We start from the raw sequence: 22,272 nt of genomic DNA on the forward strand, positions 1-22,272 counted from the left end.
CCCGGTGCCCGGCCCTCACCCCGCCACGCCCGTCCGCCCCACCAGCGCCATCAGCGTCGCGGTCATCGTCGCGACCAGCTTTTCCTGTCCTCCCTTGGTGGCATAGGCGCGTGCCTCGCAGATGGTCAGGTTCCTTCCCGGTTTCACCACGTCGGCAACGAAGCGAAACCGTTCGCCGTCCGCCGGGTTGAGCAGGTTGATCTTGAATTCCACCGTCAACACCGCGGCATCGGCGGGCATCAGCGAAAAACCGGCATAGCCGCACGCACTGTCGAGCGCGGTCGAAACGACTCCGGCATGCAGAAACCCATGCTGTTGGGTGAAATCAGCACTGTGGGCCATCTCTAGGACGATATGTCCGGGGGTAAGATCGGCAATCCTGATCCCAAGCGTGCGCATCACATTCTGTCGATTGAAACTGTCGCGTACGCGTGCGTCATAGGCAGGATTTTTCGGTTCGAATGGCGTCATGGCGTGCTGCCCTCCTGAATTTCATTCATTGATGACCAAGATTAGCCGATCCTTGAGGCGCGCATCTTGTAGCGAACGGCCAAAACCGCACTGTGCCGCCTGTAAGCGAAGTGCGCGGGGTGGTTTTCCTGCAAAGGCACGGCAGGCGGCGGACATATGAGGTTGATCGTAATATCCGGCATCCAGCGCCAGATCTGTCAGGGACACGGTCTGCGTCGCGAGTTGTCCAAGCAACCTCCGAAAGCGCCGTGAGGCAGCGAGTCGCCGTCGTGACACGCTGGTTTCCTCTCGGACCTTACGTCGTTCCGTCCGGGCACTGCACAGCCCGGGTGACGCGGCAAAACGCAGACACTTTGCAAGTTCGTCGAGCATAGTGACCAACAACGGCAGCGCCTCGTCGCTCTGCTGAACGCGCGCCAGAGCTGAAGCCAACGGTTTCATTTCCTCGGCCTCGGGCAAACGCTCCGGTCTTGACGACAGCCGTAGCCCGGCCACGACACCATGGAATGGCATTAGGCGGGGCGTGAAACCCGGGCGCGGTGGTGCCATCGATCCGCGCGCCCCGCCGCTGTCGTCGCACGTTATCGAAAGGGTAAAGAGGTCGGTCGCGAACCGCCCGCTTCCACGTCCGCTCAGTACACCCATATCGCGGAACACAAAAAGATGGTTGATCTGGGACGCTGCGTTCAGGGGCGGCGCCATTTCAAGATAAAGCGGCGCCGCCGCCAGGTCACTGGACGAACGCATCCCGGTTCTCAGCGATGAAGTCGGTAAATCGACGGGCCGGGCGGCCCAACACGTCGCTGACCGTTGTCTCGATGCCGGCAAGGTAGCCCTTAGGCGCTATGGAGGCCAGTTCGACCATGGCTCCGGCGACCTCATCCTGCATCCCGCCAGCCACCATGGCCGCTTTCGCATCCTCGGCCGACAGGGGGGCACAGGTGACATTTCGCCCTGTCACTTCGGACAAAAGGGCCGCGATGTCATCGCCGGTTAGCGCTTCGGGGCCGGTCAGCCCAAGACACTTGCCCTCAAATCCCGGGGCGGTCAATGTCTCGGCGGCGACATCCGCGATGTCGCGGGCGTCGATCCAGGCTACAGGGCCACCCAGATCATCGTGGTACACCCCGTTCTTGGCAATGTTGCTGGTCTGCCAGAACAGGTTCTGCATGAAATAGGTCGGCTGGACGAACGTCCAGTCAAGCCCGCCCTGCTTCAGCAGCTCCTGGGTTTCGGAGTGCCACTTTCCAAAAGTCAGCCCCGCCTTGGGCGACGCACCCAGCCCGGTGGCCAGAACGACATGGCGCACGCCCGAGGCCTTGGCGGCCTCGATCACGTTCGCCTTCCACTGGCGCATGTCCAGATGGGCAGGCGTGACCAGGTATATCTTTTCTGCCCCGTTACAGGCCCGCGCCAGCGCGGCGGGATCGGTGAAACTCGCGACGACGGCCTCGCATCCCTTGGCCTTCAGAGCGTCCAGACTTGCGGGGTTGCTGGTGACAGCGCGCACGGTCGCGCCCTTGGTCAGAAGCGTGTCGACAAGGGGGGCGCCGGTGGTGCCGGTGGCTCCGAAAACGGTGATCATGTCTTATCCTTTCGCAGGTCTGCAATGGGCTGGATCGTTTTCGGGTTGCTGATCGACGACAGATCGCCCGGATTCTCGCCAAGGAAGGCCGCGCGCACGATCCGGCGCATCGTCTTCATGGTGCGGGTCTTGGGCAATGCCTCGACGAAATGGATCTCGCGCGGGCGGAAGGGTTTCGACACGACCTCGCCCACCCGGTCCTTGAGCCGTTCGACAAGCGTCGCATTGGGCGACACCCCCGGCGCCGCGACGCAGATACAGACCACGGCCACCCCCTTGATATCGTCGGGCGCGGCGATGGCGGCGGCGTCCACCACCTCGCCGGTCCCGGTCAGCGCCGCCTCGATCTCGGGCGGGCCGATGCGTTTACCGGCGATGTTCAGCGTGTCGTCCGAGCGGCCGAGGATATACCAGGTGCCGTCAGGGTCGCGGCGCACCCAGTCGCCGTGCCGCCAGATGCCGGGATAGGTGGACCAGTAGGTTTCGAGATACCGCTCGCGGTCGTCCCAGATCGCCGGGGTCAGCCCCAGAGGCGGCTGGGTCACGACCAGTTCGCCCACCTCGCCCGGCGCGGCCTCGTGGCCATCCTCGCGCAGTACGCGCGCGCCCACACCCAGGGCCTGGGCCGAAAAACCGCCCTGCTTGATTTCGTGCAGCACAGTTGAGGTCAGGATCGCGCCGAACAGTTCGGTTCCACCGGAAATGTTCAGCGGCACAGCGCGGCGTCGGCAGATATGGTCGAGTTGCCAGAGCCAGGCCTCTTCCGTCCAGGGCTCGCCGGTCGAGGCGACGATGCGCAGGCGTGCCAAGTCATAGGCCAAAAGTGGCTCGGGGCTTTGCGTCATGAATTGCCGCACCAGCGTGGGGGCAACGCCGATGTGGGTCACCTGCATCTCGGACGCAATGCGCAACAGCCTGAAGGGATCGCCGGGGATAGAGGGCGCGCCCTCGGCCAGCACCAGCGTGGCGCCGGACAGCAGCACCGATAGCAGGGTGAGCGGCCCCATCACCCAGCCCATGTCGGTCATCCACAGGTGGCGGTCATCGCGTTTCATGTCGAGGCACAGCAGGATATCCGCCGTTGCCTTGGCCTGCACCCCGAGATGGGTATGCACAACGCCCTTGGGCCGGCCTGTCGTGCCCGAGGTATAGGCGATGAGGAAAGGGTCCTCGGCCTTGACGGCAACCGCTGCGAAATCCGGGTCGGCGGCGCCCAAAGCTTCGGTCCAGTCGAGATCGCGGGCCGGATCGGCCACCGCGCCGCCGAACCGCCGCAGGCTGAACACGGTATGAACGGAAGGCACCTCGGTCAGGGCTTCGGCCAGCACCGCCTCCATCCAGACCGGCTTGCCGCGTCTGGGTGAGGCATCCGCCGTCAGCACCGCCACGGCACCCGCATCCTTCAGGCGCGATATGATCGCATGAGGCGCAAAGCCGGAAAACAGCGGCACCGCGACCGCGCCCAGCCGGGCAATACCCAGCAGCGCAGCCTCGATTTCGGGGATCATCGGCATGTAGATGCCCACCGCCTGACCAGGCTGCACCCCGCGCGCGTCAAGGGCCGAGGCGACGCGGGCGGCTTCGGCGACAAGTTCGGAATAGGTCCATCGGCGGCGGCTTCCGTCTTCGCCGACCCAGTCGATCGCAGTTTTTTCGCCAAGACCTTCGTGAATTCGTGCGTCGAGACAGGTTTCTGTCAGATTCAGAGTGGCTCCGACGGCCCATCTGATCGATTCAGGCCCATCGGAAATATCCCGCAGCACCGTGTGCGGCTTGCCGAACCGTATACCGGCATGGTCAATGATCCGGCCCCAGAACCAATCCGGCTCCTCAATGGCGCGGCGGACAAGATCCTCGTAACTGTCAATGCCGCAGTCTTTCAGAAAAGCGGTCAGCGTGCTCAATCGCTGAATGTCAGTGTCTGGCTGAAACATCCGCCACCTTTCTACAAGGAAAAAGGGCCGCGCATTTGGCGCGGCCAGTCGGGGAGGTAACCCTGGACACGGCGTGACGGCAATACCTTGTGACAGGCACTCCCGCCCACGGTCAACCGTGCATCGACAAGCCGCCGGAAACCGAGATCACCTGGCCGGTGATGAAACCGGCGTCGTCGGACGACAGGAAGCAGATGATGCCAGGATAATCCGTCGGCTGCGCCAGACGCTTCATCGGAATCGCCCGCTTGAGACCCTCGGCGATCTTTTGACCGGCCTCGCCCTCGGCAACCTGAGCAAACAGCGGCGTATCGGTCGGGCCGGGGGCGACAGCGTTCAACTGAATGCCCTTGCGCGCCAGTTCCCGCGCCACGGTTTTGGTGAACGAGATGATGCCGCCCTTGCAAGCCGAATAAACGGCTTCGCCCGAAGACCCGACACGGCCGGCGTCGGAGGCGATGTTGACCACGCGGCCCCCGCCGTTATTGACCATGCCGGGCAACACCGCGTGGTGCATGTTCAGCGGACCATAAAGGTTGATGTCGATGACCTTTTTCCACAGATCCGCATCGCTGTCGAGGAACGGTTTTATCACATCCCAGCCGGCGTTGTTCACCAGCACGTCGATCGGACCACCAGCCTCGAACGCGGCCACAGCCTTGTCCACCTCAGCCCGGTCGGTGATGTCCACCTTGTAAGCTTGGGCTTTTCCTCCGCCGCTCTGGATCAGACGGGCCGTTTCCTGCGCGCCGCCTTCATTCATATCGAAGATCGCAACCTCGGCACCTTCTTCGCCGAAACGTTCGCACACCGCGCGCCCGATTCCGCTGCCGCCACCCGTCACGATGACACGTTTTCCATTTAATCCTCGCATATGGATGTCCTCCTCTGCCGCTAACACCTTCGCAAAGAACTTGATTCGAGGTGTCCTTTCATACATTCTAACGCCTGTTAGATTTATTGCAATGGACATCCTTATGGGCGACAAGTATCGATCGCGGATGATGCGAGGACTCGATGTGGTCGATAAAATCGAAGATGACCTGAGCAAGTCCGAAAGGACGCGGGGGGACGTCCTCGCTACGGCTGCCCGACTTTTTCGGCACGATGGCTTTTACGCGACGACGATGCGCGACATTGCCCATGGATCAGGGATAGAAGCCGGAAGCATCTACTATCATTTCCAATCCAAGGACCAGATTTTGAGCGAGGTTCTCGAACTTGGTGTGCGGCAGCTTTACGAGAAGGTCTGCGAAATCGTCCGCGCGACGAAGCAGCGCCCCGAAGAATTTCGCAAGACCTTCGCTTTGCTTATCGAAACCCACCTGACCTATCTTCTGACCGACAGCGACTTCACTTCCGCCAATATCCGGAACTATCCGATGCTGTCGGATGAAGCGCGCGCCCCACACCGTGAGTTGCGTGCCTCCTATGCCGGGGTATGGAACAGCTTTCTGCAGGATGCCAAAGACTATGGCATCTTGAGAAACGACATTTCCGTTACGGCGATCCGGCAGTTCATATTGAGCGCCATGAACTGGACCGTCGAATGGTATAAAGTGGATCAGTATCCGGTTCATATCCTCGCAGAACGTATGAGCAAACTGATACTTGACGGTATGTGTCCCAGTCACCGGGCTGACGTAGACGGCCAGAAGGCGGGCGACGTAGCCGCTTCTGTTGAAGAGCAAGACACCATCGGCAAGGCCGCAAAAACCCGCGCCGAAATCCTGAGGGCCGCGGCGCGCGTTCTTAGAGACAAAGGGTACAAGGCGACCACGCTAAGACAGATCGCGGATGAAGCGGATATGAAGGCGGGCAGCGTCTATTACCATTTCAAATCCAAAGACGCGATAGTGGACGAGGTTCTGAACGCCGGCTTGAGCGATTTGCTATCTGGGGTCACCGCAGCAGTCCAAGAATTTCATGCGCCAATCGACCATCATGCTAGGATCGCAACTGCGATTTGGACGCATTTACATTTTCTCTTCAAGGCAAGCGAATTCACGTCTGCGAACATCAGAAGCTATGGGATGCTGCCCAATCATTTAAGGAAGAGACACAAGGGTATTCGTCATGAGTATGGGCATCTCTGGGACAGGGTTCTTCGCGAAGCGCAAGAGGCCGATGCCATAAGACCTGACATCAAGATTGTCCCTCTGCGCCAGGTGATGTTGGGCGCCTTGAACTGGACGGTGGAATGGTTTGATCCCAACAAGGAGGGAAGCTCGGGGTATCTTTCATTGTCTGAGTTCTCTGGCATGCTCATCACGCTGCTTCTTGAAGGGATCTGCGACAGGGAGAACGTCGCGCGAGCCTGATGAGCGCAGCCATTGCGATCAAACCAGAAGGAAGTGGTACAGCCCTTCCGCAACCGTCTTTTCCCGGTCCGTCTGCCATGTGGTAACGCTGACGCTCGCCATCCGCTTGCCCTTGCGGGTAACATTAGCACGGGCATAAAGCGATCCCTTCACGCCAGGTCGGAGGTAATCGACGGTCAGATTGATCGGCTTTGCCGGAACGTCCGCGAAATCGGGATGAACTGCGATAGCGGCGGTCGCTTCCATGAAGCTCGCGATGATCCCGCCATGGTAGTAGTCCATGACTGGGTTTCCGATGTGGCGTTCTACAAAGGTCATCTCGGTTTCGGCGTGGCAGCTGTCCACGCTCTGAACCTCAAAGTTGAGAAAACGGAAGAACGGCACGCGGGATACATTTGCATTGACGGCTTGCAAGTTGATCACGATGGATCTCCTTTTTCCAACGCGTCAAACAGGCTGGAGTCTCCACGGGTCAATGCGAATGATGCGACTCCACGTGCAATTTCCGCATTCTCATGGCCATCAAACCAGATACTGCCCGAATCGAAGGCAATATGGCGGGTTTTTCGAAAACAATGCGCGCGAACGATAACGTCCGCGCGCGATCGAGCAGGCCGCAGGTAATCAACCCTGAGGTCAAGCGTTGCCATCGTGCTGACACCCTCGATGGCCACAAAGTTCGCAAGACCGAACACACTGTCCAGAAGAGCGGTCAGGATACCACCATGAAGTAGTGTTTGTTCCCTATCCACGCAGAACTCGGGGTTGAACGGCATTCGAACTTGCACGCCTTGGGTCGAAACCTCCTCAATCTCGAGCGCCATATGGGTAATCAAACCGTTGCCGCGCTCATTCCACATCTGGGCGATCTGCTCGATTTTTTTCTGAGCTATACCGGACATGCGATCTTCCTTTAGCGACCCGTGAAGCTCGGTTTTCTTTTTTCGATATAGGCAGCAACCGCCTCGTGGTGGTCTTCAGTCTGATGCATGAGCGCCTGATAGGCCGCCGCGGAATTCAGGAAATCTGGTAGATCCATTCGTTCGGCATTGCGCATCAGACGCTTTGCGATCCGCACCGCGCGCGGCGGCTTCGATGCGATGACGGCGGCGCGATCGAGGGCGCGGTCCATCAACTGGTCATGCGGCACGACCTCCAGCACCATTCCCATTTCCAGGGCCTCGGCGGCATCGATCATGCGGCCCGAGAAGGTCAGATCGGCAGCTTTCTGATGGCCCAGACGGCGCAGCATGAACCAGCTGCCCGCATCGCCCGGGATGATTCCGAGGTTCAAAAAGACTTCGCCGAACCGCGCCTTGTCCGAGGCGATGCGCATATCGCACATCATCGTCAGGTCGCATCCCGCGCCGACCGCCGCGCCGTTGACCGCTGCTATGGTCGGAACATCGAGGTTGTACAGCGCCAAAGGCAACCGCTGCACCCCATCGACATAGCTCTGCGCTGCCGCAAGCGGTTCCTTGCGAAAGATACTGTCGGGGTCATTCATTTCCTTGATGTCGCCGCCGGCGCAAAAGGCCGGATCCGCGCCGGTCAGGATCATGACGCTAACTTGCGGGTCCGCCTGAACTTTCGCGAATATCTCAAGAAGGGACGCGATCATCTCGTTGCCGGTGATCGGATTACGACGTTCTGGATCGTTCAACGTAACCGTGGCGATCCTATCGGAGATATTCAGAAGGACGGGAGGGTTACTCATTTCTTCCATCTCCTCGTGCGCGTTTCTCGAACATATCAGGGTTTATCATGTCACGGGCATCGTGACCCATGTGCAAGGTTTCCCCGCCGTCTACATAGATGTCTTCGCCGGTCATGAAATTCCCCAATCTGGATGCGAGGAAAATGATCGTCCCGGCGATGTCCTCCGCCGCGCCCATCCGGTTCAGGACCGAGCGGTTAAGCTCCTTCCAGCGTTCCGGCGGAATAGGATAGCGGCCAAGCGCCTCTGTCTTGATCGTTCCCGGCGCGACGCAGTTCAGCCGGATCCCGTATTCGCCCCATTCGGCGGCCAACGTTTTCATCATGCCCGTCACGCCCGCGCGGGCGGCGACGGTATGGGTGAAACCGGTGAGCGCGGTGCGCGCTGAAATGGCGGTGACAAAGACGATGGAGCCGCCGTTCTCGTACATGAAATGATCGGCCACGGCGCGTGTCATCTGCCACGATCCGATCAGGTTGTTGCGGATCACGGCCTCGAAGCCCTTGTTGGTGATGTCGCGCGCGGCAGCTATATACTGGCCGCCCGCGTTGTTCACCAGAACATCAAGCCGCCCGTAATGGTCCTTGATGCGCTCCATCGCTATTTCGATACTATTCGCGTCACGGGTGTCGCCGGGCACGACAAGGGCCTCGCCACCCGCCGCGCGGATCATCTCGGCGGTCTCCTGCAGCGGCTCTTCGCGGCGCGCGAACAGTGCCAGCCTGGCCCCGCAGGAAGCCATTTCCAGGGCCGTGGCCCGGCCCATCCCCGAGCCGGATCCGGTGACCAGAGCCACCTGGCCCGCCATGAGATCCGGCGCGTAACGCCGTGCTTCTTCTTCGCTCATGTTCTGCCCCCTCAGTTTTTCAGCAGTTCGCCGGCGATGATCAGCTTGCGCACCTCCTGGGTGCCCGCGCCGACCTCCAGCACACGTCCGGTGCGGTAGAGGCGGTTCACTTCGGTATCACGCATGTAGCCCGAACCCCCGTGGATCTGCACCGCCTTGTCCAGCACGAAGGACGTCGCCGCGGCGGTCTTGAAGATCGCCGCAGCGGTCAGCTTGTGGATCTCGCCGCGTCCGCCTTCGCCCTCTTCCAGCCCCTCGCACATGGCGACCGTCTTCAGCGACAGGCTGCGCGCCGCCTCGATCTGGGTATACATGTCGGCCAGCATCGCCTGCACCATCTGGAAACTGGCGATCGGCTTGCCGAACTGCTGCCGCGTCTTGGCGTAATCGATGGAAATATCCAGCGCCCGCTGCGCAATCCCCAGGGCATTGAAGCAGACGATGGCGCGCTCCAGGTCCAGCCCCGACATTGTCACCGCAACGCCGCCGTCCAGCTTGCCAACCATGTTCTTCGCAGGCACCCGGCAATCCTCGAACACCAGCTCGCCAGTGGGCGAGCCGCGAAAACCCATCTTGTTGAGCTTCTGCGCCACCTTGAAGCCGGGCGTGTCGGTTTCGACGATGAAGGCGGAAATGCCCTTGGCGCCCTTTTCGGGCGAGGTCTTGGCATAGACCAGCACCAAGTCGGCAATCGGTCCGTTGGTGATGTATATCTTGGTGCCGTTCAGGATATAGTCATCGCCATCCTTCTTCGCCGTGGTCCTCATCGAGCCGAGCGCGTCCGACCCGGCGCCCGGTTCGGTCAGGCCCAGCGCACCCACCAGGGTGCCGTTGCACAGGCCGGGCAGATACTTGCGGCGCAGATCGTCATTGGCGTTTCGGTAGATGTTGTTGACGCACAGGTTGTCATGCGCGACATGGGTCAACCCGATGGCCGCCGAGGCGCGCGACAGCTGTTCGGTGATGATGCAGGCCGAGGTGAAGTCGAGCCCCGCGCCGCCGAATTCCGGCGGAACGTTGAGGCCGAGATAGCCCATTTCGCCCAGCTTGGGAAAGACCGAAGGCGGCAGGTCGTCGGTGTCGTCCATCTCCGCGTTCAGGTGGTGGAACTCGGAAAAGAAGAACTTTCCGGCCTGATCGGCCAATGCCTGCTGTTCGTCTGTCATGAAATGTGTCGGAAGATTGATGTCGTTGCGCAGTTGCTTATTCATGGTCTCGTCCCCCCTCAGGCGCGCAAAAGTTCTTCGGCGATGATGATCTTGCGCACTTCGCTGGTGCCCGCGCCGATCTCCAGCAGCTTGTTGGCGCGGAACAGCCGGTTGATCTCGGTGTCCTGCATGTAGCCCGAGCCGCCGTGGATGTGGCAGGCTTCGGTGACGGCCTTGTTGAAGGCCTCTCCCGCGTAAAGGCAGGCGGCCGCGGTCAGCTTGTGGATCTCACCGCGACCCCCTGCACCCTTCGGCAAGCCGACACAGGCCGCCAAGGCCCGATAACTGAAGGCCCGAGCGGTTTCGACCTCGGTGTAGATCTCTGCCAGTTTCGACTGCATCATCTGGAAACTGGCGATCGGCTTGCCGAACTGTTCGCGCATCTTCGCGTATTCCAGACCCAGTTCAAGCGCGCGTTCGGCCATGCCGACGCAGACCGAAGCGACCATCGCTCGTTCTAGATCAAGCCCGCTCATCACCACTGCAACGCCGGAGTTTTCGACCCCCAGCATGGCCGAGGCCGGAACGCGACAGTCCTCGAATACCAGCTCGCCTGTAGGCGAGCCGCGAAAGCCCATCTTGTCCAGTTTCTGCGCCACTTTGAAGCCGGGATTGTCGGTTTCGATGATGAAGGCGGAAATGCCCTTGGCGCCTTTGGATTTGTCGGTCTTGGCATAGAGCAGGATCACATCGGCAATCGGTCCGTTGGTGATGTAGATTTTCGAGCCGTTGATGACATAGTCGTCGCCATCACGACGAGCGGTGGTGGCCATGGAGCCAAGCGCATCGGATCCCGCGCCGGGCTCGGTCAGCCCTAGCCCCCCGACCAGGTCACCCGAACACAACCCCGGCACATATTTTTTCACCTGCGCTTCGGAGCCGTTGCGCAGCAGGTTGTTCAGACACAGGTTGTCATGCGCGCCATGCGACAGGCCGACGGCGGGGTTCCACTTCGAAATCACCTCCGACACCAGCGCCTGGGTAAACTCGTTCTGGCCCGATCCGCCCAAAGCCTCCGGGGCCGTGATTCCCAGAAGGCCAAGTTCGCCCATCTGCTTGAAAAGATCGTCAGGCCACCAATCTTCTTGGTCCATGCGTGCCTGTAGCGGGTGAAGAACCTCGCGGGACACCCGCGCCACGTGATCGACGATCTGGCGCTGCTCATCGGTCAGCGAATAATTTGCCCTGATGGCCGCCAGATCAGCCGCGATAGCCTCACTCTGAGTTGTCATTTCTTCATCCTCCCAAAAGTAGCTATCTGCAGTGTTGACCAAAATCAAACATATGTTAGAAAATATTTCAAGGCCGCTGATCAAGTGGGAGGAAAACGCACATGTCGGATCGAAAACTGCGCATCGGATGCGCATCGGGATTCTGGGGCGATACGCCTGAAGCGATCGGTCAACTGGTCTCCAAAGGCGAGATCGACTATCTGGTGTTCGACTATCTGGCCGAAGTGACGATGTCGCTGATGGCGCGAGCCCGCGCCAAGTCGCCCGATGCGGGTTATGCGCCGGATTTCGTTACGGCGCTGGCGCCCTGGTTGCCGGAAATCAAGGCCAAGGGGATCAAGGTCGTTGCCAACGCCGGGGGTGTGAACCCGCGTGGCTGCCGCGATACGCTGGCTAAAGTCGCCGCCGAGGCCGGGATAGATGTGTCCATCGGTGTTGTGCTGGGCGATGATTTGTCGGCGCGGGCCGACGATATCCGCGCCGGTGGTCAGACGGAGATGTTCTCGGGCGTCGCGTTTCCCGACGATATCTGGAGCATGAACGCCTATCTGGGCGCCCGCCCAATCGCGGCGGCGCTGGATGCCGGGGCCGACATCGTGATCACCGGGCGCTGCGCCGACAGCGCGGTGGCGCTTGGGCCCCTGATGCATGAATTCGGCTGGGGCGACGATGATTGGGACAAGCTCAGCCAGGGATCGTTGGCGGGCCATTTGATCGAGTGCGGCCCCCAAGGGACCGGCGGCAATTTCACGGACTGGCAGGACGTTTCGGGCTGGGACGACATGGGGATGCCCATTGTCGAGGTCTCCGAAGACGGCAGTTTTGTCATGACCAAAACACCAGACACGGGCGGGCTGGTCGTGCCCGGGTCGGTCGGAGAGCAGATGCTCTATGAAATCGGCGATCCGCGCGCTTACCTTCTGCCCGACGTGATCTGCGACTGGTCGCAGGTCACGCTGGACCAGGTCGGGACGGATCGGGTGTTGGTCAAAGGCGGCAAGGGTCTCGGGCGTACCGGAAGCTACAAGGTGTCGGCGACCCATGCCGATGGCTGGCGCGCTGTTTCCACCCTGACACTAGCCGCGATTGACGCACCCGCCAAGGCCGAACGCGTGGCCGAGGCGATCCTGACCCGCTGCCGCCGGATTCTCCGCAACCGCAACCTGGGCGATTTCCGGCAGGTCAACGTCGAAGTGTTGGGCGCCGAGGCCGCCTATGGCGCGAACGCCCGCGCCCAGACGCGCGAAGTTGTGCTCAAGATCGGCGCGATCCATGACGACCGCGCCGCGCTCAACATCTTCGCTGGCGAGATCGCACCGATGGCCATCTCGACCGCGCAGGGGCTGACCGGGTTCTTTGCCGGGCGGCCCAAGGTGCAGCCGGTGGTGCGGCTGTTCTCGTTCCTGCAGGACAAGGCCGACACCCCCGTCGCAGTCGAGGTCGACGGCAGCGATGTGCCCTTCACCGTGGCCACCAAGCCAGTCCATCTTGATCCGCCTGCCGCACCGCCTGCAGATAGCCGCGAGCCCGGTCCGGACGCGGTCAAGGTGCGCCTCGTCGATCTGGCCTGGGGACGGTCGGGCGACAAGGGGGATGTCGCCAATATCGGTATCCTGGCGCGCAAGCCAGACTACCTGCCTTTTATCCGGTCGGCTCTCAGCGAAGAGGTGGTAAAAGACTATTTCTCCCATGTCTGCGAAGGCAAGGTCGAGCGATTCGACCTGCCGGGAAGCCATTCGCTGAATTTCCTCCTGCATGAATCGCTGGGCGGGGGCGGCATCGCCTCGGTCCGCATCGATCCGCAAGGCAAGGGGTTTGCCCAGATGCTGCTGGATATCGAAATTCCCGTGCCGGCCGACCTGGCCGCGCGCGACGGGCTGAACACCCCGGACCCGAACAAGAGGGTAATACCATGACTATTTCAAAACTCCTGGTCGCCAATCGGGGTGAAATCGCGGCGCGCGTGTTGCGCACCGCCAAGGCCCGCGGCCTTGCAACGGCCGTGTTGCGCCACGTCGCCGAACAAGAGGGGCCGGCCCATCTGATCGCGGATGAGGTTGTGATGATCGACGGCCCAACGCCTGTAGCGGCTTATCTCGATATTTCGCAGATCGTTGCGGCCGCAAGAAAGATCGGAGCTAATGCGGTGCATCCCGGCTACGGCTTTCTGTCGGAGAATGCCGGTTTCGTCGCGGCGCTGGAAGAGGCCGGTGTGACATTTGTCGGCCCGACCTCCGAGGTCATCGACCTAATGGGCGACAAGGTCCGCGCGCGCGCCTTTGTCGAGGCGCGCGGCTTTCCCATCGCCCCCTCGGCGATCGAGGATGACGACCCCACGACATTCGTCGAACGCGCCCGCACCCTGGGCTATCCGCTTCTCATCAAACCCTCGGCGGGCGGCGGCGGTAAGGGGATGCGCATCGTGCGCGAGGACAGCACGTTGAAAACCGAGATCGAAACCGCCCGCCGCGAAGGCCAGCGGTACTTCGGCGACGGTCGTCTGTTCGTCGAACGCTATATCGAGCGCCCGCGCCATATCGAGGTGCAGGTGATGGGCGACGGACAGGGCAACGTGGTGCATTTCTGGGAGCGGGAATGCTCGATCCAGCGCCGGTTCCAGAAGATCATCGAGGAAACGCCCTCGCCCGCGCTCTCGCCCGAGCAACGTCTGGAAATCTGCGAAACCGCCGCCGGAATTGCGCGCGCCGTCAACTATCGGGGTGCCGGAACCGTCGAGTTCATCTATGCGCAGGACGGGGCCTTCTACTTTCTCGAAATGAACACCCGCCTTCAGGTCGAACATCCGGTGACCGAGATGGTGACGGGCTTCGATCTGGTCGCCGAACAGTTGCGCATCGCGGCGGGCGAGGGGCTGAGCGCGGCGCAGTCGGATATTCGGCAGACCGGCCATTCGATCGAGCTGCGCATCTGTGCCGAGGACGCGACGGCCGATTTCCGGCCCGCGATTGGGGATATCCTGCTGCTGGACGAACCCCAAGGCGAGGGCGTCCGGGTAGACAGCGGCATTCTGGACGGCGGCAAGGTCACGACCGATTTCGACCCGATGCTGTCCAAACTGATCGTGCATGGGGCAGATCGCGCACAGGCCATCGCCCGTGCGCGGAACGCCGTGCAGAATTACGTCATCCTCGGGGTGACGACCAACACCGGCTATCTGGACGCGATCCTTGCACATCCCGATTTTGCGTCGGGCGATGTTTCAACCGGGTTTCTAGCCGAACAGGCGGATGTGCTGACCGCGCCGGGCGAGGATGTATCCACCCTGCTTATGGCGGCGGCGGCCCTGTCTGATCAACGTCTGGTGACCGACGTGATGCAGATACCCGAAATGCACCGCAAGATGGGCGGGTGGAGAAACTGATGCGCAGAATATTCATGATCGCCGGCCATGAGGCCGAATGCTGGCTAACCCATGATGGCAGCCGCTTTGTCCTGAACATGCCAGATGGCGCAGTTCCCTGCCAACTGGACCCGACCGGGGCGCCGGGCGCACATGTGCTGCGGACCGGGGGGCGGGCGCATGAGTTGCGGCTGGCGGTCGGGTCGGAATCTACCTTCATACATTTGAACGGGCGCACCTTCGAGGTTGGGAGGGTCGATCCCGACGACCGGCTTGCCGGCAGGGAGGGCGCTGCAGGGGGTGATCGACTGTTGGCACCGATGCCGGGGGTCGTCGTTTCGGTGGCGGTTAAGCCCGGAGACACCGTTACAGAAGGCCAGCCGCTTCTGGTCATCGAAAGCATGAAGCTTGAAACCACCCTGACCGCGCCGCGCGACGGTGTGGTTGCCGAAATGTCTTTTACCGCGGGTGACAGTTTCGGCCTGAAGGCCGTCCTTGCCCAACTGACCCCGCAGGAGGACTGACAATGCGCCGGATCGAAAGCCATATCGACACCAATGCCGCCGACTACAAGGCCAATTTCGCCGCCATGTCCGAACGGCTGAAGGAGTTTCACGCCCGCCAGCATGCGGCGCGTTTCGAGCGGCCCCAACGGGACATCGACCGCTTGGCACGCCAGAACAAACTGGGCGTGCGCGAGCGGTTGAAGCTGCTGCTCGATCCGGGCACGCCGTTCCTTGAATTCTCGACGCTGGCCGCCTGCCGCGAATATGATGGCGCCGTGCCCGGTGCCGCCGTGGTGACCGGCATCGGCATCGTGCAGGGCCGCGAGGTGGCCATCCACGCCAACGATGCGAGCGTCAAGGGCGGGGCGTGGTATCCGCATACCGTTAAAAAGATCGTGCGGCTTCTGGATGTCGCATTGGAAAACCGTTTGCCGGTCGTCCATATCTGCGATAGCGCCGGGGGCTTCCTGCCGCTGCAACACGGCGTGTTTCCCGACCGCTATCTGGGCGGCCGGGTGTTTCGCAACCAGGTCAAGCTGAGCCAGGCCAATCTCCCGCAGATTGCCATCGTTGGCGGGCATTGCACCGCGGGCGGCGCCTATGTGCCGACGCTGAGCGATTACAACATCATCATCGAGGGCACCGGGGCGATCTTTCTGGGCGGTCCGCCACTGGTCAAGGCGGCCACCGGCGAAGAGGTCGGCGTGCAGGAGCTTGGCGGCGCGGTGATGCACACCTCTGTCTCGGGGACGGGAGATTATCGCGCCGCCACAGAACAGCACGCCTTTGCACTGGCGCGCGAGATTGTCAGTCAGTGGAAGCGTATGCCAAAAACCATCATCGAAACGGCGGCGCATGAGGAGCCCTATTACGATCCCAAGGAACTTTACGGGATCATCCCCAAGGACCGGAAGACCCAGTTCGACATGCGCGAGGTTCTTGCCCGAATCGTGGACGGTTCGCGGTTTCACGAATACCAGCCGGATTACGGAACCACGATGATTTGCGGTTTTGCCCATATCTGGGGTTTCAAGGTGGGGATCCTCGCCAATAACGGGGTGCTGTTCAACGACAGCTCGCTGAAGGCCGCGCATTTCATGCAGCTATGCAACCAGAACCGTACGCCGCTGGTGTTCTTCCAGAACATCACCGGCTACATGGTCGGCCGCGAATACGAGGAACGCGGCATCGCCAAGGACGGCGCCAAGATGCTGATGGCGCAGGGCGGCTCGGTCGTGCCCAAGTTCACCGTGATTGCCAATGCGTCCTACGGGGCCGGCAATTACGGCATGTGCGGGCGGGCCTGGGATGCGCGCACGCTGTTCATGTGGCCGCAGGCGGAAATCGGCGTGATGGGGGCGGATCAGGCCGCCAACACCATGGCCGACGTCAAGATCCGGCAGCTTGAACGCGAAGGCAAGCAACTGACCGAAGTGGAAATCGCCGCGATCCGCGACCCGGTGCTGGAGAAGTTCCGGCGCGATGTCGAGGCCTATACCTCGACCTCGGAATTGTGGGATGACGGCATTCTCGACCCGGCGGACACGCGCAACGCGCTCGGTATGTCGATCTCTGCTGCGCTGAACGCGCCGATCGACGATCCGCATTACGGGATATTCCGGCTGTGACGGCTTGAAGGGCAGGGCGGCACACTGGATTACGGAGTTGCCGTCCCGCGTCAAGGCGATGCCAACGGGGGCTTTTGAGGCTCGCGGGAAGCCTGACCTGTCCGGTTTGCCGGATATGTCAGGATGGCTTCTGCCGCGCCTCCTGAATGGATACGACGTCGGAGGCGACCATATGCGGCCTGTCGGTCTCTACCGCCTTCAGCGGCTCGACGGGCTTCAATCCGGCCAGACAGTCGCGCGCGAGTTGCTGATACTCGGCAGTTCCGCGTGTTTTCCAAGCGACTTCCTTCTCGGTGACGTCGCGGATCACCCTTGCCGGCGATCCGACCACCATCGAGCGCGGTGGAATTATCGTTTCGCCCCGCACGAACGCCTGCGCGCCGACGATTGATTCCGCACCAAGCTCTACTCCATCCATGATGACGGCATTCATCCCGACCAAGGCGTTCCGTCCCACTTTGCAACCGTGCAGGATCGCGCCGTGGCCGATATGACCGTCGGTGCCCACCATTGCCTCGCGGCCGGGAAAAGAATGGATGATGCAGTTGTCCTGCACATTGGCGCCATCCCCGATCACGATCCTGCCGAAATCGCCCCGCAGGCTTGCTCCGGGTCCGATATAGCACCCATGACCCAGGATGACATTTCCGATCAGAACCGCCTGAGGATGGACATATGTATCCTCGGGCACAACGGGAACGAACCCTTTGAATTCATAACAATACGCCATTATCTCTCCTTTTTGTGGGTTGGGATCCACTGGTTACCGGAACCAGACGTCAAACGCTCATCGACCGTCCAGTCGGGACCCGAAAGCCTGAAAGGTGCTGGCTTCCGGAACGCGCGATCACGAAAATCAGTCATGTGTTAGCAAATGACGCAAGCGCCCTAAATCACGGTTTAGCTATGTTGACAGTTATCTAGGCTAAGCGCTAAAATCAAACATATGTTAGAAATTGAGATGGCTTCCCGTTCACAACAACCAGACCAAGCATGGGAGAGAGAGAAATGAAAGACAAAGCCTATGTCGTCGGCGTCGGGATGGTCCCATTTCAGAAACCGGGAAAATCTGATAGCTATGATGTGATGGCGACCGCAGCCACCCGTTCTGCCCTGGCCGATGCGGGTCTGGATTATGACAAGGTTCAGCAGGCCTATGTTGGCTATGTCTACGGCGACAGCACCTGTGGCCAGCGGGCCTTGTATCAAGTCGGCATGACCGGCATCCCGGTTCTGAATGTGAACAACAACTGCTCGACCGGTTCGTCTGCCCTGTTCCTGGCCCGCCAGGCCGTTGAAAGCGGCGCAGTGGAATGTGCTCTGGCACTAGGGTTCGAGCAGATGCAGCCCGGCGCAATCGGCGCGATGTTCCACGATCGGGTCAGCCCGTTTGCGGCGTTCGACGAAGAAACCGACGCTCTGATCAGCAATCCCGATATTCCGCTGGCGCTGCGCTATTTCGGCGGCGCGGGCAAAGCGCATATGGAAGAGTTCGGCACTACGCTGGAAACCTTCGCGAAAATCCGCGCCAAGGCCAGTCGGCATGCGGCCAAGAACCCGGTGGCGCTGTTCCGGCAGGAAGTGACGCCAGAAGAAGTGATGGCGGCGCAGATCGTCTGGCCCGACGTCATGACCAAGCTGATGGCGTGCCCGCCGACCTGTGGCGCGGCTGCGGCAATCGTGTGCTCCAAGGCCTTCGCCGACAAGCACGGTCTGGACAGCTCGGTCCGCATTGCCGCTCAGGCCATGACGACGGACGGCCCGGAAACTTTCGGCGCGCATGACATGCGTGAGGTCGTCGGCTATTCGATGGCAAAACGTGCCGCGGATAAGGTCTATGAGGCGGCGGGCATCGGGCCTCAGGATGTGGACGTGGTAGAACTGCATGACTGTTTCGCCCATAACGAGCTGATCACCTATGAGGCGCTTGGGCTTTGCCGTCGCGGTGATGCGGCGAAATTCGTCGACGATGGCGACAACACATATGGCGGCAAATACGTGACTAATCCGTCGGGCGGGCTGTTGTCCAAGGGGCATCCGCTCGGGGCGACCGGCCTTGCCCAATGCACCGAGCTAGTCCAGCAGCTGCGCGGGCAGGCCGACGCCCGGCAGGTCGATGGCGCGCGGCTGGCGCTCCAGCATAATCTGGGTCTCGGCGGAGCTTGTGTGACCACGCTTTATGAAAAGGCGTGACAGCACCTATCGGGAGGAGAAAACATGACTGGAAATCTTGACGGGCGCGTTGCGCTGGTCTCCGGTTCGGGCCGAGGTATCGGTCGCGAGATCGCGCTCAAGCTGGCCTCGGAAGGGGCGCGCGTGGTGGTCAACGATCTGGATGCCGACCCGGCCAATGACACCGCCGAGGCGATTCGTGCGGCTGGCGGCGAAGCAATGGTTTGCGCCGGCAGCGTTACTGAAGACGGTTTTGCCGAACGTTTCATCAAAACGGGCGTGGACAGCTTTGGCGGACTGGACATCATCGTGAACAATGCCGGCTACACTTGGGACAGCGTCGTTCAGAAGATGACCGATGAACAGTGGCAGGCGATCATCGACGTTCACCTGACCGCGCCCTTCAGGATTCTGCGCGCCGCCCAGCCGGTGATCAGCGCCAAGGCCAAAGAAGAGGCTGCTGCAGGGCAGGAAGTGTTCCGCAAGGTGGTGAATATCTCATCCATCGCGGGGACCGGCGGTAATGCCGGCCAGATCAACTACGCCGCCGCCAAGGCCGGTATTCTGGGTGTCACCCGGACGATGGCCAAGGAATGGGGCCGCTACAAGGTCAATGTCAACGCGGTGGCCTTTGGCCCGATCCGCACGCGGCTGACCGAGGGCAGCGCCAAAGGCGACAGCACGATCAAGGTGGAAGACAAAGAGATCAAGGTTGGTGTGAACCCCGATCTCTTGTCCCAGATGGAGCGCATGATCCCGCTGGGCCGGGTCGGCACTCCGGAAGAGGCCGCCAGTGCGGTCTATTTGTTCTGCACGCCCGAATCGAACTTCATTTCGGGTCAGCATATCATTTGCGGCGGCGGTTTCACGATCTGACCCAAGCCCGCCAAGCCACGTTTTCGGACCTTGGCGGGCGACTGACATTTCCGGGCGGCCGTATGACGATTACCCGAACGGGATTTGCCACAAGTTCCAATCCAACACGTTCGGGGCGATTGACTCATTGGCACCAATTGCCTAACAGCTGTTAGTTAGGCAATATACTGTAAAGAGACCCCATGGCGAATACCACAGCGAGTAAGCTCAACGAGATCCCCCGGGGGGCGGTGGGGCGTGGTGGCGTCCTGGATGTTGCGGCGCGGCTGTTTCGCGAGCAGGGCTATGGGTCGGTGTCACTCAGAAAAATCGCCGCAGCCGCAGGGATCAAGGCGGGCAGCATATATTACCATTTCGGCTCCAAGGATGAGATCGTCGCGGCCGTTCTGGATGCAGGTATTCAGGTCGTTCATGAGAGCATGCGCCAAGCCGTTTCCGCCTTGCCCGAGGGCGCCGGCGCCGAGGCGATCCTGCGGGCAGCGATCAGGGCGCATCTGCGCGCGCTTCTGGACGTCAGCGATTATTCCTCGGCCAATGTGCGCATTTTCGGGCAGGTGCCGCAATCCGTCCGCGATGCCAATCTGCACACGCGCCGGGCCTATGAGGCCGAATGGGACAACCTGTTGTCCCGGCTTCAGGCAGACGGTGAGCTGAAACGCGAAGTGGACATCCGCCGCCTGCGCCTGATGTTGATCGGTGCGCTGAACGCCACGCTTGAATGGTTCGATCCGCACCGCGGCAGCGCAGAGGCGCTGTCACGCACCTATGCCGATGTGTTCCTCAACGGAATACTTGAAAGACAGGAGACCTGAGCCATGGCGCGCCTTGAAACAGCAGTGCTGACCGCATCAGAGATCTATGCGCGGAATCACCAGGCGCAAAGCGCGCGGGTCGAGACCTTGCGCGCGCGGATGGCCGTGGCCACCTCGGGCGGGCGCCTCGACATGGTCGAGCGCCACCGCAAGCGCGGCAAGCTGCTGGTACGCGAGAGGATCGACTTGCTGGTGGATCCGGGCACGGCGTTTCTGGAACTGTCGTCGCTCGCGGCCTACGGGCAATACGGCGGCGAGGTGCCAGGTGCGGGAATCGTGACAGGCATCGGCATCGTTCATGGGCTGCCCTGCATGGTGATCGCCAATGACGCGACGGTGAAGGGCGGATCATTTTACCACGAGACGGTGCAAAAGCACATCCGCGCCCAGGAAATCGCGGCGGAAAACCGGTTGCCCTGCCTTTATCTGGTGGATTGCGGCGGGGCCTATCTGCCCGAGCAGGACCGGGTCTTTCCCGACGCCCGCCATTTCGGCAATTCCTTCTATCGCCAGACCAACATGTCGGCCAGCGGCTTGCCGCAGATCTCGGCCGTGTTCGGCGGCTGCACGGCAGGCGGGGCCTATATTCCCGCGCTGTCGGACGAGGTCATCATGGTGCGCGGCAACGCGCGCATCCATCTGGGCGGGCCCTCGATCGTCAAGGTGGCGATCAACGAAGAGGTCGATGGCGAAACGCTGGGCGGTGCCGAGATGCATAGCCGCGTCTCGGGCGTGTCCGACCATCTGGCAGAAGACGAATACCATGCGCTGGCGCTGATGCGCGACATCGTAGCAGAACTTGGTCCATCGCGCCCGATGCCGCCCGACGCAGCCCCCGCGCCGCCCGCGCATGATCCGTCAGAATTGCTCGGCATCATCAGCGCCGACCGCAAGCAGCCCTACGACATGCGCGAGGTTCTGCTGCGCATGATCGACGCGGGCGAGTTCCGCGAATTCAAGCCCGGCTGGGGTGAGACGCTGGTTTGCGGCACCGGGCGGATCCACGGCTATCGGGTCGGTATCCTGGCCAACAACGGCGCGCTCATGTCGGACAGTTCGCTGAAGGGGGCGCAGTTCGTCTCGATGTGCGACCAGCGCAATATCCCGCTACTGTTCTTGCACAACATCGCGGGTTTCATGGTCGGGACCGAGGCGGAGCGCGGCGGCATCGCCAAGAACAGCGCCAAGCTGGTCTATGCCATGTCGGTTGCCAAGGTGCCGCGATTGTCAGTCCTGCTCGGCGGATCCTATGGAGCGGGTAATTACGGCATGTGCGGACGCGGATTTGCACCGAATTTCCTCTTTGCCTGGCCGATGGCGGAGTTGGCCACCATGTCCGCGGACATCGCGACCAACGTGATGCAGGAGCTGCGCCGCCAGAAAGCCGGCGAACCTGAAAAGATAGAGACCGATCTTGCTGAGATCGAGACGCAGGTACGTGCCCAATATGGCGAACAGTCCGATCCGTATTACGCCACTTCGCGTCTATGGGATGACGGGTTGATCGAGCCCGGGCAAACCCGTGACATTCTAGGCCTGTGCTTGGCCGTCGTTTCTTCTGTCCCCAAGGTCGAGCGCCACACGCCCGTATTCAGAATGTGA

The 22,272-nt window shown here is 61.3% G+C and carries 21 protein-coding genes; 9 read left to right on the top strand and 12 right to left on the bottom strand.

Annotated features, from left to right (window positions below):
• Positions 1-15 precede the first annotated feature (15 nt).
• The 5 genes from FNJ84_RS19360 to FNJ84_RS19380 form a co-directional block, all read right to left on the bottom strand.
• Entirely contained in the window at positions 16-471 is a 456-nt protein-coding gene (locus FNJ84_RS19360) for a PaaI family thioesterase (RefSeq protein ID WP_047998035.1), read from the bottom strand.
• A gap of 21 nt (positions 472-492) precedes the next feature.
• Positions 493-1,218, bottom strand: coding sequence for a helix-turn-helix domain-containing protein (locus tag FNJ84_RS19365; protein WP_073068762.1), 726 nt, complete (start codon positions 1,216-1,218; stop codon positions 493-495).
• Positions 1,202-2,056, bottom strand: coding sequence for an SDR family oxidoreductase (locus tag FNJ84_RS19370; RefSeq protein ID WP_073068759.1), 855 nt, complete (start codon positions 2,054-2,056; stop codon positions 1,202-1,204). The genes FNJ84_RS19365 and FNJ84_RS19370 overlap by 17 nt, the downstream gene beginning before the upstream one ends.
• Complete coding sequence (locus FNJ84_RS19375) at positions 2,053-3,960, bottom strand: AMP-binding protein (protein WP_255471307.1); 1,908 nt, start codon at positions 3,958-3,960, stop codon at positions 2,053-2,055. Before FNJ84_RS19375 ends, FNJ84_RS19370 begins: the two co-directional genes overlap by 4 nt.
• Before the next feature lie 142 nt (positions 3,961-4,102).
• Positions 4,103-4,864 (bottom strand): glucose 1-dehydrogenase, encoded by a 762-nt coding sequence (locus FNJ84_RS19380; RefSeq protein WP_073068781.1) that lies wholly within the window; start codon positions 4,862-4,864, stop codon positions 4,103-4,105.
• A 91-nt stretch (positions 4,865-4,955) separates the two neighbouring features.
• Between FNJ84_RS19380 and FNJ84_RS19385 the strand changes: the two genes are divergently transcribed.
• A complete protein-coding gene (locus tag FNJ84_RS19385) occupies positions 4,956-6,311 on the top strand; it encodes a TetR/AcrR family transcriptional regulator (protein ID WP_143794851.1) in 1,356 nt (451 codons plus the stop codon).
• A gap of 18 nt (positions 6,312-6,329) precedes the next feature.
• Here the strand turns inward: FNJ84_RS19385 and FNJ84_RS19390 are convergent, their stop codons facing one another.
• From FNJ84_RS19390 to FNJ84_RS19415, 6 genes are read right to left on the bottom strand one after another with little or no spacing between them, the layout of a single operon-like run.
• On the bottom strand, positions 6,330-6,734 hold the full coding sequence (locus FNJ84_RS19390; protein WP_255471308.1) for a PaaI family thioesterase: 405 nt from the start codon (positions 6,732-6,734) through the stop codon (positions 6,330-6,332).
• Positions 6,731-7,213: a PaaI family thioesterase gene (locus FNJ84_RS19395; protein WP_143794852.1), complete on the bottom strand. Its 483-nt coding sequence runs from the start codon at positions 7,211-7,213 to the stop codon at positions 6,731-6,733. The genes FNJ84_RS19390 and FNJ84_RS19395 overlap by 4 nt, the downstream gene beginning before the upstream one ends.
• Positions 7,214-7,224: 11 nt before the next feature.
• Positions 7,225-8,028 carry an enoyl-CoA hydratase-related protein gene (locus FNJ84_RS19400; RefSeq protein ID WP_143794863.1) on the bottom strand — a complete coding sequence of 268 codons (804 nt, stop codon included), beginning with the start codon at positions 8,026-8,028 and terminating at the stop codon, positions 7,225-7,227.
• Complete coding sequence (locus tag FNJ84_RS19405; protein ID WP_073068731.1) at positions 8,021-8,875, bottom strand: SDR family NAD(P)-dependent oxidoreductase; 855 nt, start codon at positions 8,873-8,875, stop codon at positions 8,021-8,023. The genes FNJ84_RS19400 and FNJ84_RS19405 overlap by 8 nt, the downstream gene beginning before the upstream one ends.
• 11 nt (positions 8,876-8,886) lie before the next feature.
• On the bottom strand, positions 8,887-10,086 hold the full coding sequence (locus FNJ84_RS19410; protein WP_143794853.1) for an acyl-CoA dehydrogenase family protein: 1,200 nt from the start codon (positions 10,084-10,086) through the stop codon (positions 8,887-8,889).
• A 14-nt stretch (positions 10,087-10,100) separates the two neighbouring features.
• Positions 10,101-11,399: an acyl-CoA dehydrogenase family protein gene (locus tag FNJ84_RS19415; protein WP_255471310.1), complete on the bottom strand. Its 1,299-nt coding sequence runs from the start codon at positions 11,397-11,399 to the stop codon at positions 10,101-10,103.
• A gap of 17 nt (positions 11,400-11,416) precedes the next feature.
• On the opposite strand from FNJ84_RS19415, the gene FNJ84_RS19420 reads away from it, so the two are divergent.
• The 4 genes from FNJ84_RS19420 to FNJ84_RS19435 are packed head-to-tail and all read left to right on the top strand — an operon-like array spanning position 11,417 to position 16,810.
• On the top strand, positions 11,417-13,231 hold the full coding sequence (locus tag FNJ84_RS19420) for an acyclic terpene utilization AtuA family protein (RefSeq protein ID WP_073068727.1): 1,815 nt from the start codon (positions 11,417-11,419) through the stop codon (positions 13,229-13,231).
• The gene (locus FNJ84_RS19425; RefSeq protein WP_073068726.1) at positions 13,228-14,697 is read left to right on the top strand and encodes an acetyl/propionyl/methylcrotonyl-CoA carboxylase subunit alpha; all 1,470 of its coding nucleotides are present in this window, start codon (positions 13,228-13,230) and stop codon (positions 14,695-14,697) included. Before FNJ84_RS19420 ends, FNJ84_RS19425 begins: the two co-directional genes overlap by 4 nt.
• Positions 14,697-15,200 carry a biotin/lipoyl-containing protein gene (locus FNJ84_RS19430; protein WP_221932011.1) on the top strand — a complete coding sequence of 168 codons (504 nt, stop codon included), beginning with the start codon at positions 14,697-14,699 and terminating at the stop codon, positions 15,198-15,200. The genes FNJ84_RS19425 and FNJ84_RS19430 overlap by 1 nt, the downstream gene beginning before the upstream one ends.
• A 2-nt stretch (positions 15,201-15,202) precedes the next feature.
• Positions 15,203-16,810, top strand: coding sequence for an acyl-CoA carboxylase subunit beta (locus tag FNJ84_RS19435; RefSeq protein ID WP_143794855.1), 1,608 nt, complete (start codon positions 15,203-15,205; stop codon positions 16,808-16,810).
• 118 nt (positions 16,811-16,928) lie between these two features.
• Here FNJ84_RS19435 and FNJ84_RS19440 read toward each other — a convergent pair whose 3' ends face one another.
• Positions 16,929-17,570 (bottom strand): transferase hexapeptide repeat family protein, encoded by a 642-nt coding sequence (locus FNJ84_RS19440; protein ID WP_255471311.1) that lies wholly within the window; start codon positions 17,568-17,570, stop codon positions 16,929-16,931.
• Between the two features lie 248 nt (positions 17,571-17,818).
• Between FNJ84_RS19440 and FNJ84_RS19445 the strand changes: the two genes are divergently transcribed.
• The 4 genes from FNJ84_RS19445 (at position 17,819) to FNJ84_RS19460 (ending at position 22,272) form a co-directional block, all read left to right on the top strand.
• Positions 17,819-19,003 carry a lipid-transfer protein gene (locus FNJ84_RS19445; RefSeq protein ID WP_073068719.1) on the top strand — a complete coding sequence of 395 codons (1,185 nt, stop codon included), beginning with the start codon at positions 17,819-17,821 and terminating at the stop codon, positions 19,001-19,003.
• A gap of 24 nt (positions 19,004-19,027) precedes the next feature.
• Positions 19,028-19,858, top strand: a complete 831-nt coding sequence (locus tag FNJ84_RS19450; protein WP_073068717.1) for an SDR family NAD(P)-dependent oxidoreductase — start codon at positions 19,028-19,030, stop codon at positions 19,856-19,858.
• A 182-nt stretch (positions 19,859-20,040) separates the two neighbouring features.
• Positions 20,041-20,670, top strand: a complete 630-nt coding sequence (locus FNJ84_RS19455) for a TetR/AcrR family transcriptional regulator (RefSeq protein ID WP_143794856.1) — start codon at positions 20,041-20,043, stop codon at positions 20,668-20,670.
• Between the two features lie 3 nt (positions 20,671-20,673).
• A complete protein-coding gene (locus tag FNJ84_RS19460; RefSeq protein WP_073068713.1) occupies positions 20,674-22,272 on the top strand; it encodes an acyl-CoA carboxylase subunit beta in 1,599 nt (532 codons plus the stop codon).

Source organism: Paracoccus sp. M683, from assembly GCF_007096355.1.
GTDB lineage: Bacteria > Pseudomonadota > Alphaproteobacteria > Rhodobacterales > Rhodobacteraceae > Paracoccus.

Excerpts from the sequence above, each read along its gene's own strand:
- FNJ84_RS19360 (WP_047998035.1), bottom strand. The coding sequence starts at position 471 with ATGACGCCATTCGAACCGAAAAATCCTGCCTATGACGCACGCGTACGC.
- FNJ84_RS19365 (WP_073068762.1), bottom strand. The coding sequence starts at position 1,218 with ATGCGTTCGTCCAGTGACCTGGCGGCGGCGCCGCTTTATCTTGAAATG.
- FNJ84_RS19370 (WP_073068759.1), bottom strand. The coding sequence starts at position 2,056 with ATGATCACCGTTTTCGGAGCCACCGGCACCACCGGCGCCCCCCTTGTC.
- FNJ84_RS19380 (WP_073068781.1), bottom strand. The coding sequence starts at position 4,864 with ATGCGAGGATTAAATGGAAAACGTGTCATCGTGACGGGTGGCGGCAGC.
- FNJ84_RS19385 (WP_143794851.1), top strand. The coding sequence starts at position 4,956 with ATGGACATCCTTATGGGCGACAAGTATCGATCGCGGATGATGCGAGGA.
- FNJ84_RS19395 (WP_143794852.1), bottom strand. The coding sequence starts at position 7,213 with ATGTCCGGTATAGCTCAGAAAAAAATCGAGCAGATCGCCCAGATGTGG.
- FNJ84_RS19400 (WP_143794863.1), bottom strand. The coding sequence starts at position 8,028 with ATGAGTAACCCTCCCGTCCTTCTGAATATCTCCGATAGGATCGCCACG.
- FNJ84_RS19405 (WP_073068731.1), bottom strand. The coding sequence starts at position 8,875 with ATGAGCGAAGAAGAAGCACGGCGTTACGCGCCGGATCTCATGGCGGGC.
- FNJ84_RS19410 (WP_143794853.1), bottom strand. The coding sequence starts at position 10,086 with ATGAATAAGCAACTGCGCAACGACATCAATCTTCCGACACATTTCATG.
- FNJ84_RS19420 (WP_073068727.1), top strand. The coding sequence starts at position 11,417 with ATGTCGGATCGAAAACTGCGCATCGGATGCGCATCGGGATTCTGGGGC.
- FNJ84_RS19425 (WP_073068726.1), top strand. The coding sequence starts at position 13,228 with ATGACTATTTCAAAACTCCTGGTCGCCAATCGGGGTGAAATCGCGGCG.
- FNJ84_RS19430 (WP_221932011.1), top strand. The coding sequence starts at position 14,697 with ATGCGCAGAATATTCATGATCGCCGGCCATGAGGCCGAATGCTGGCTA.
- FNJ84_RS19435 (WP_143794855.1), top strand. The coding sequence starts at position 15,203 with ATGCGCCGGATCGAAAGCCATATCGACACCAATGCCGCCGACTACAAG.
- FNJ84_RS19445 (WP_073068719.1), top strand. The coding sequence starts at position 17,819 with ATGAAAGACAAAGCCTATGTCGTCGGCGTCGGGATGGTCCCATTTCAG.
- FNJ84_RS19450 (WP_073068717.1), top strand. The coding sequence starts at position 19,028 with ATGACTGGAAATCTTGACGGGCGCGTTGCGCTGGTCTCCGGTTCGGGC.
- FNJ84_RS19455 (WP_143794856.1), top strand. The coding sequence starts at position 20,041 with ATGGCGAATACCACAGCGAGTAAGCTCAACGAGATCCCCCGGGGGGCG.
- FNJ84_RS19460 (WP_073068713.1), top strand. The coding sequence starts at position 20,674 with ATGGCGCGCCTTGAAACAGCAGTGCTGACCGCATCAGAGATCTATGCG.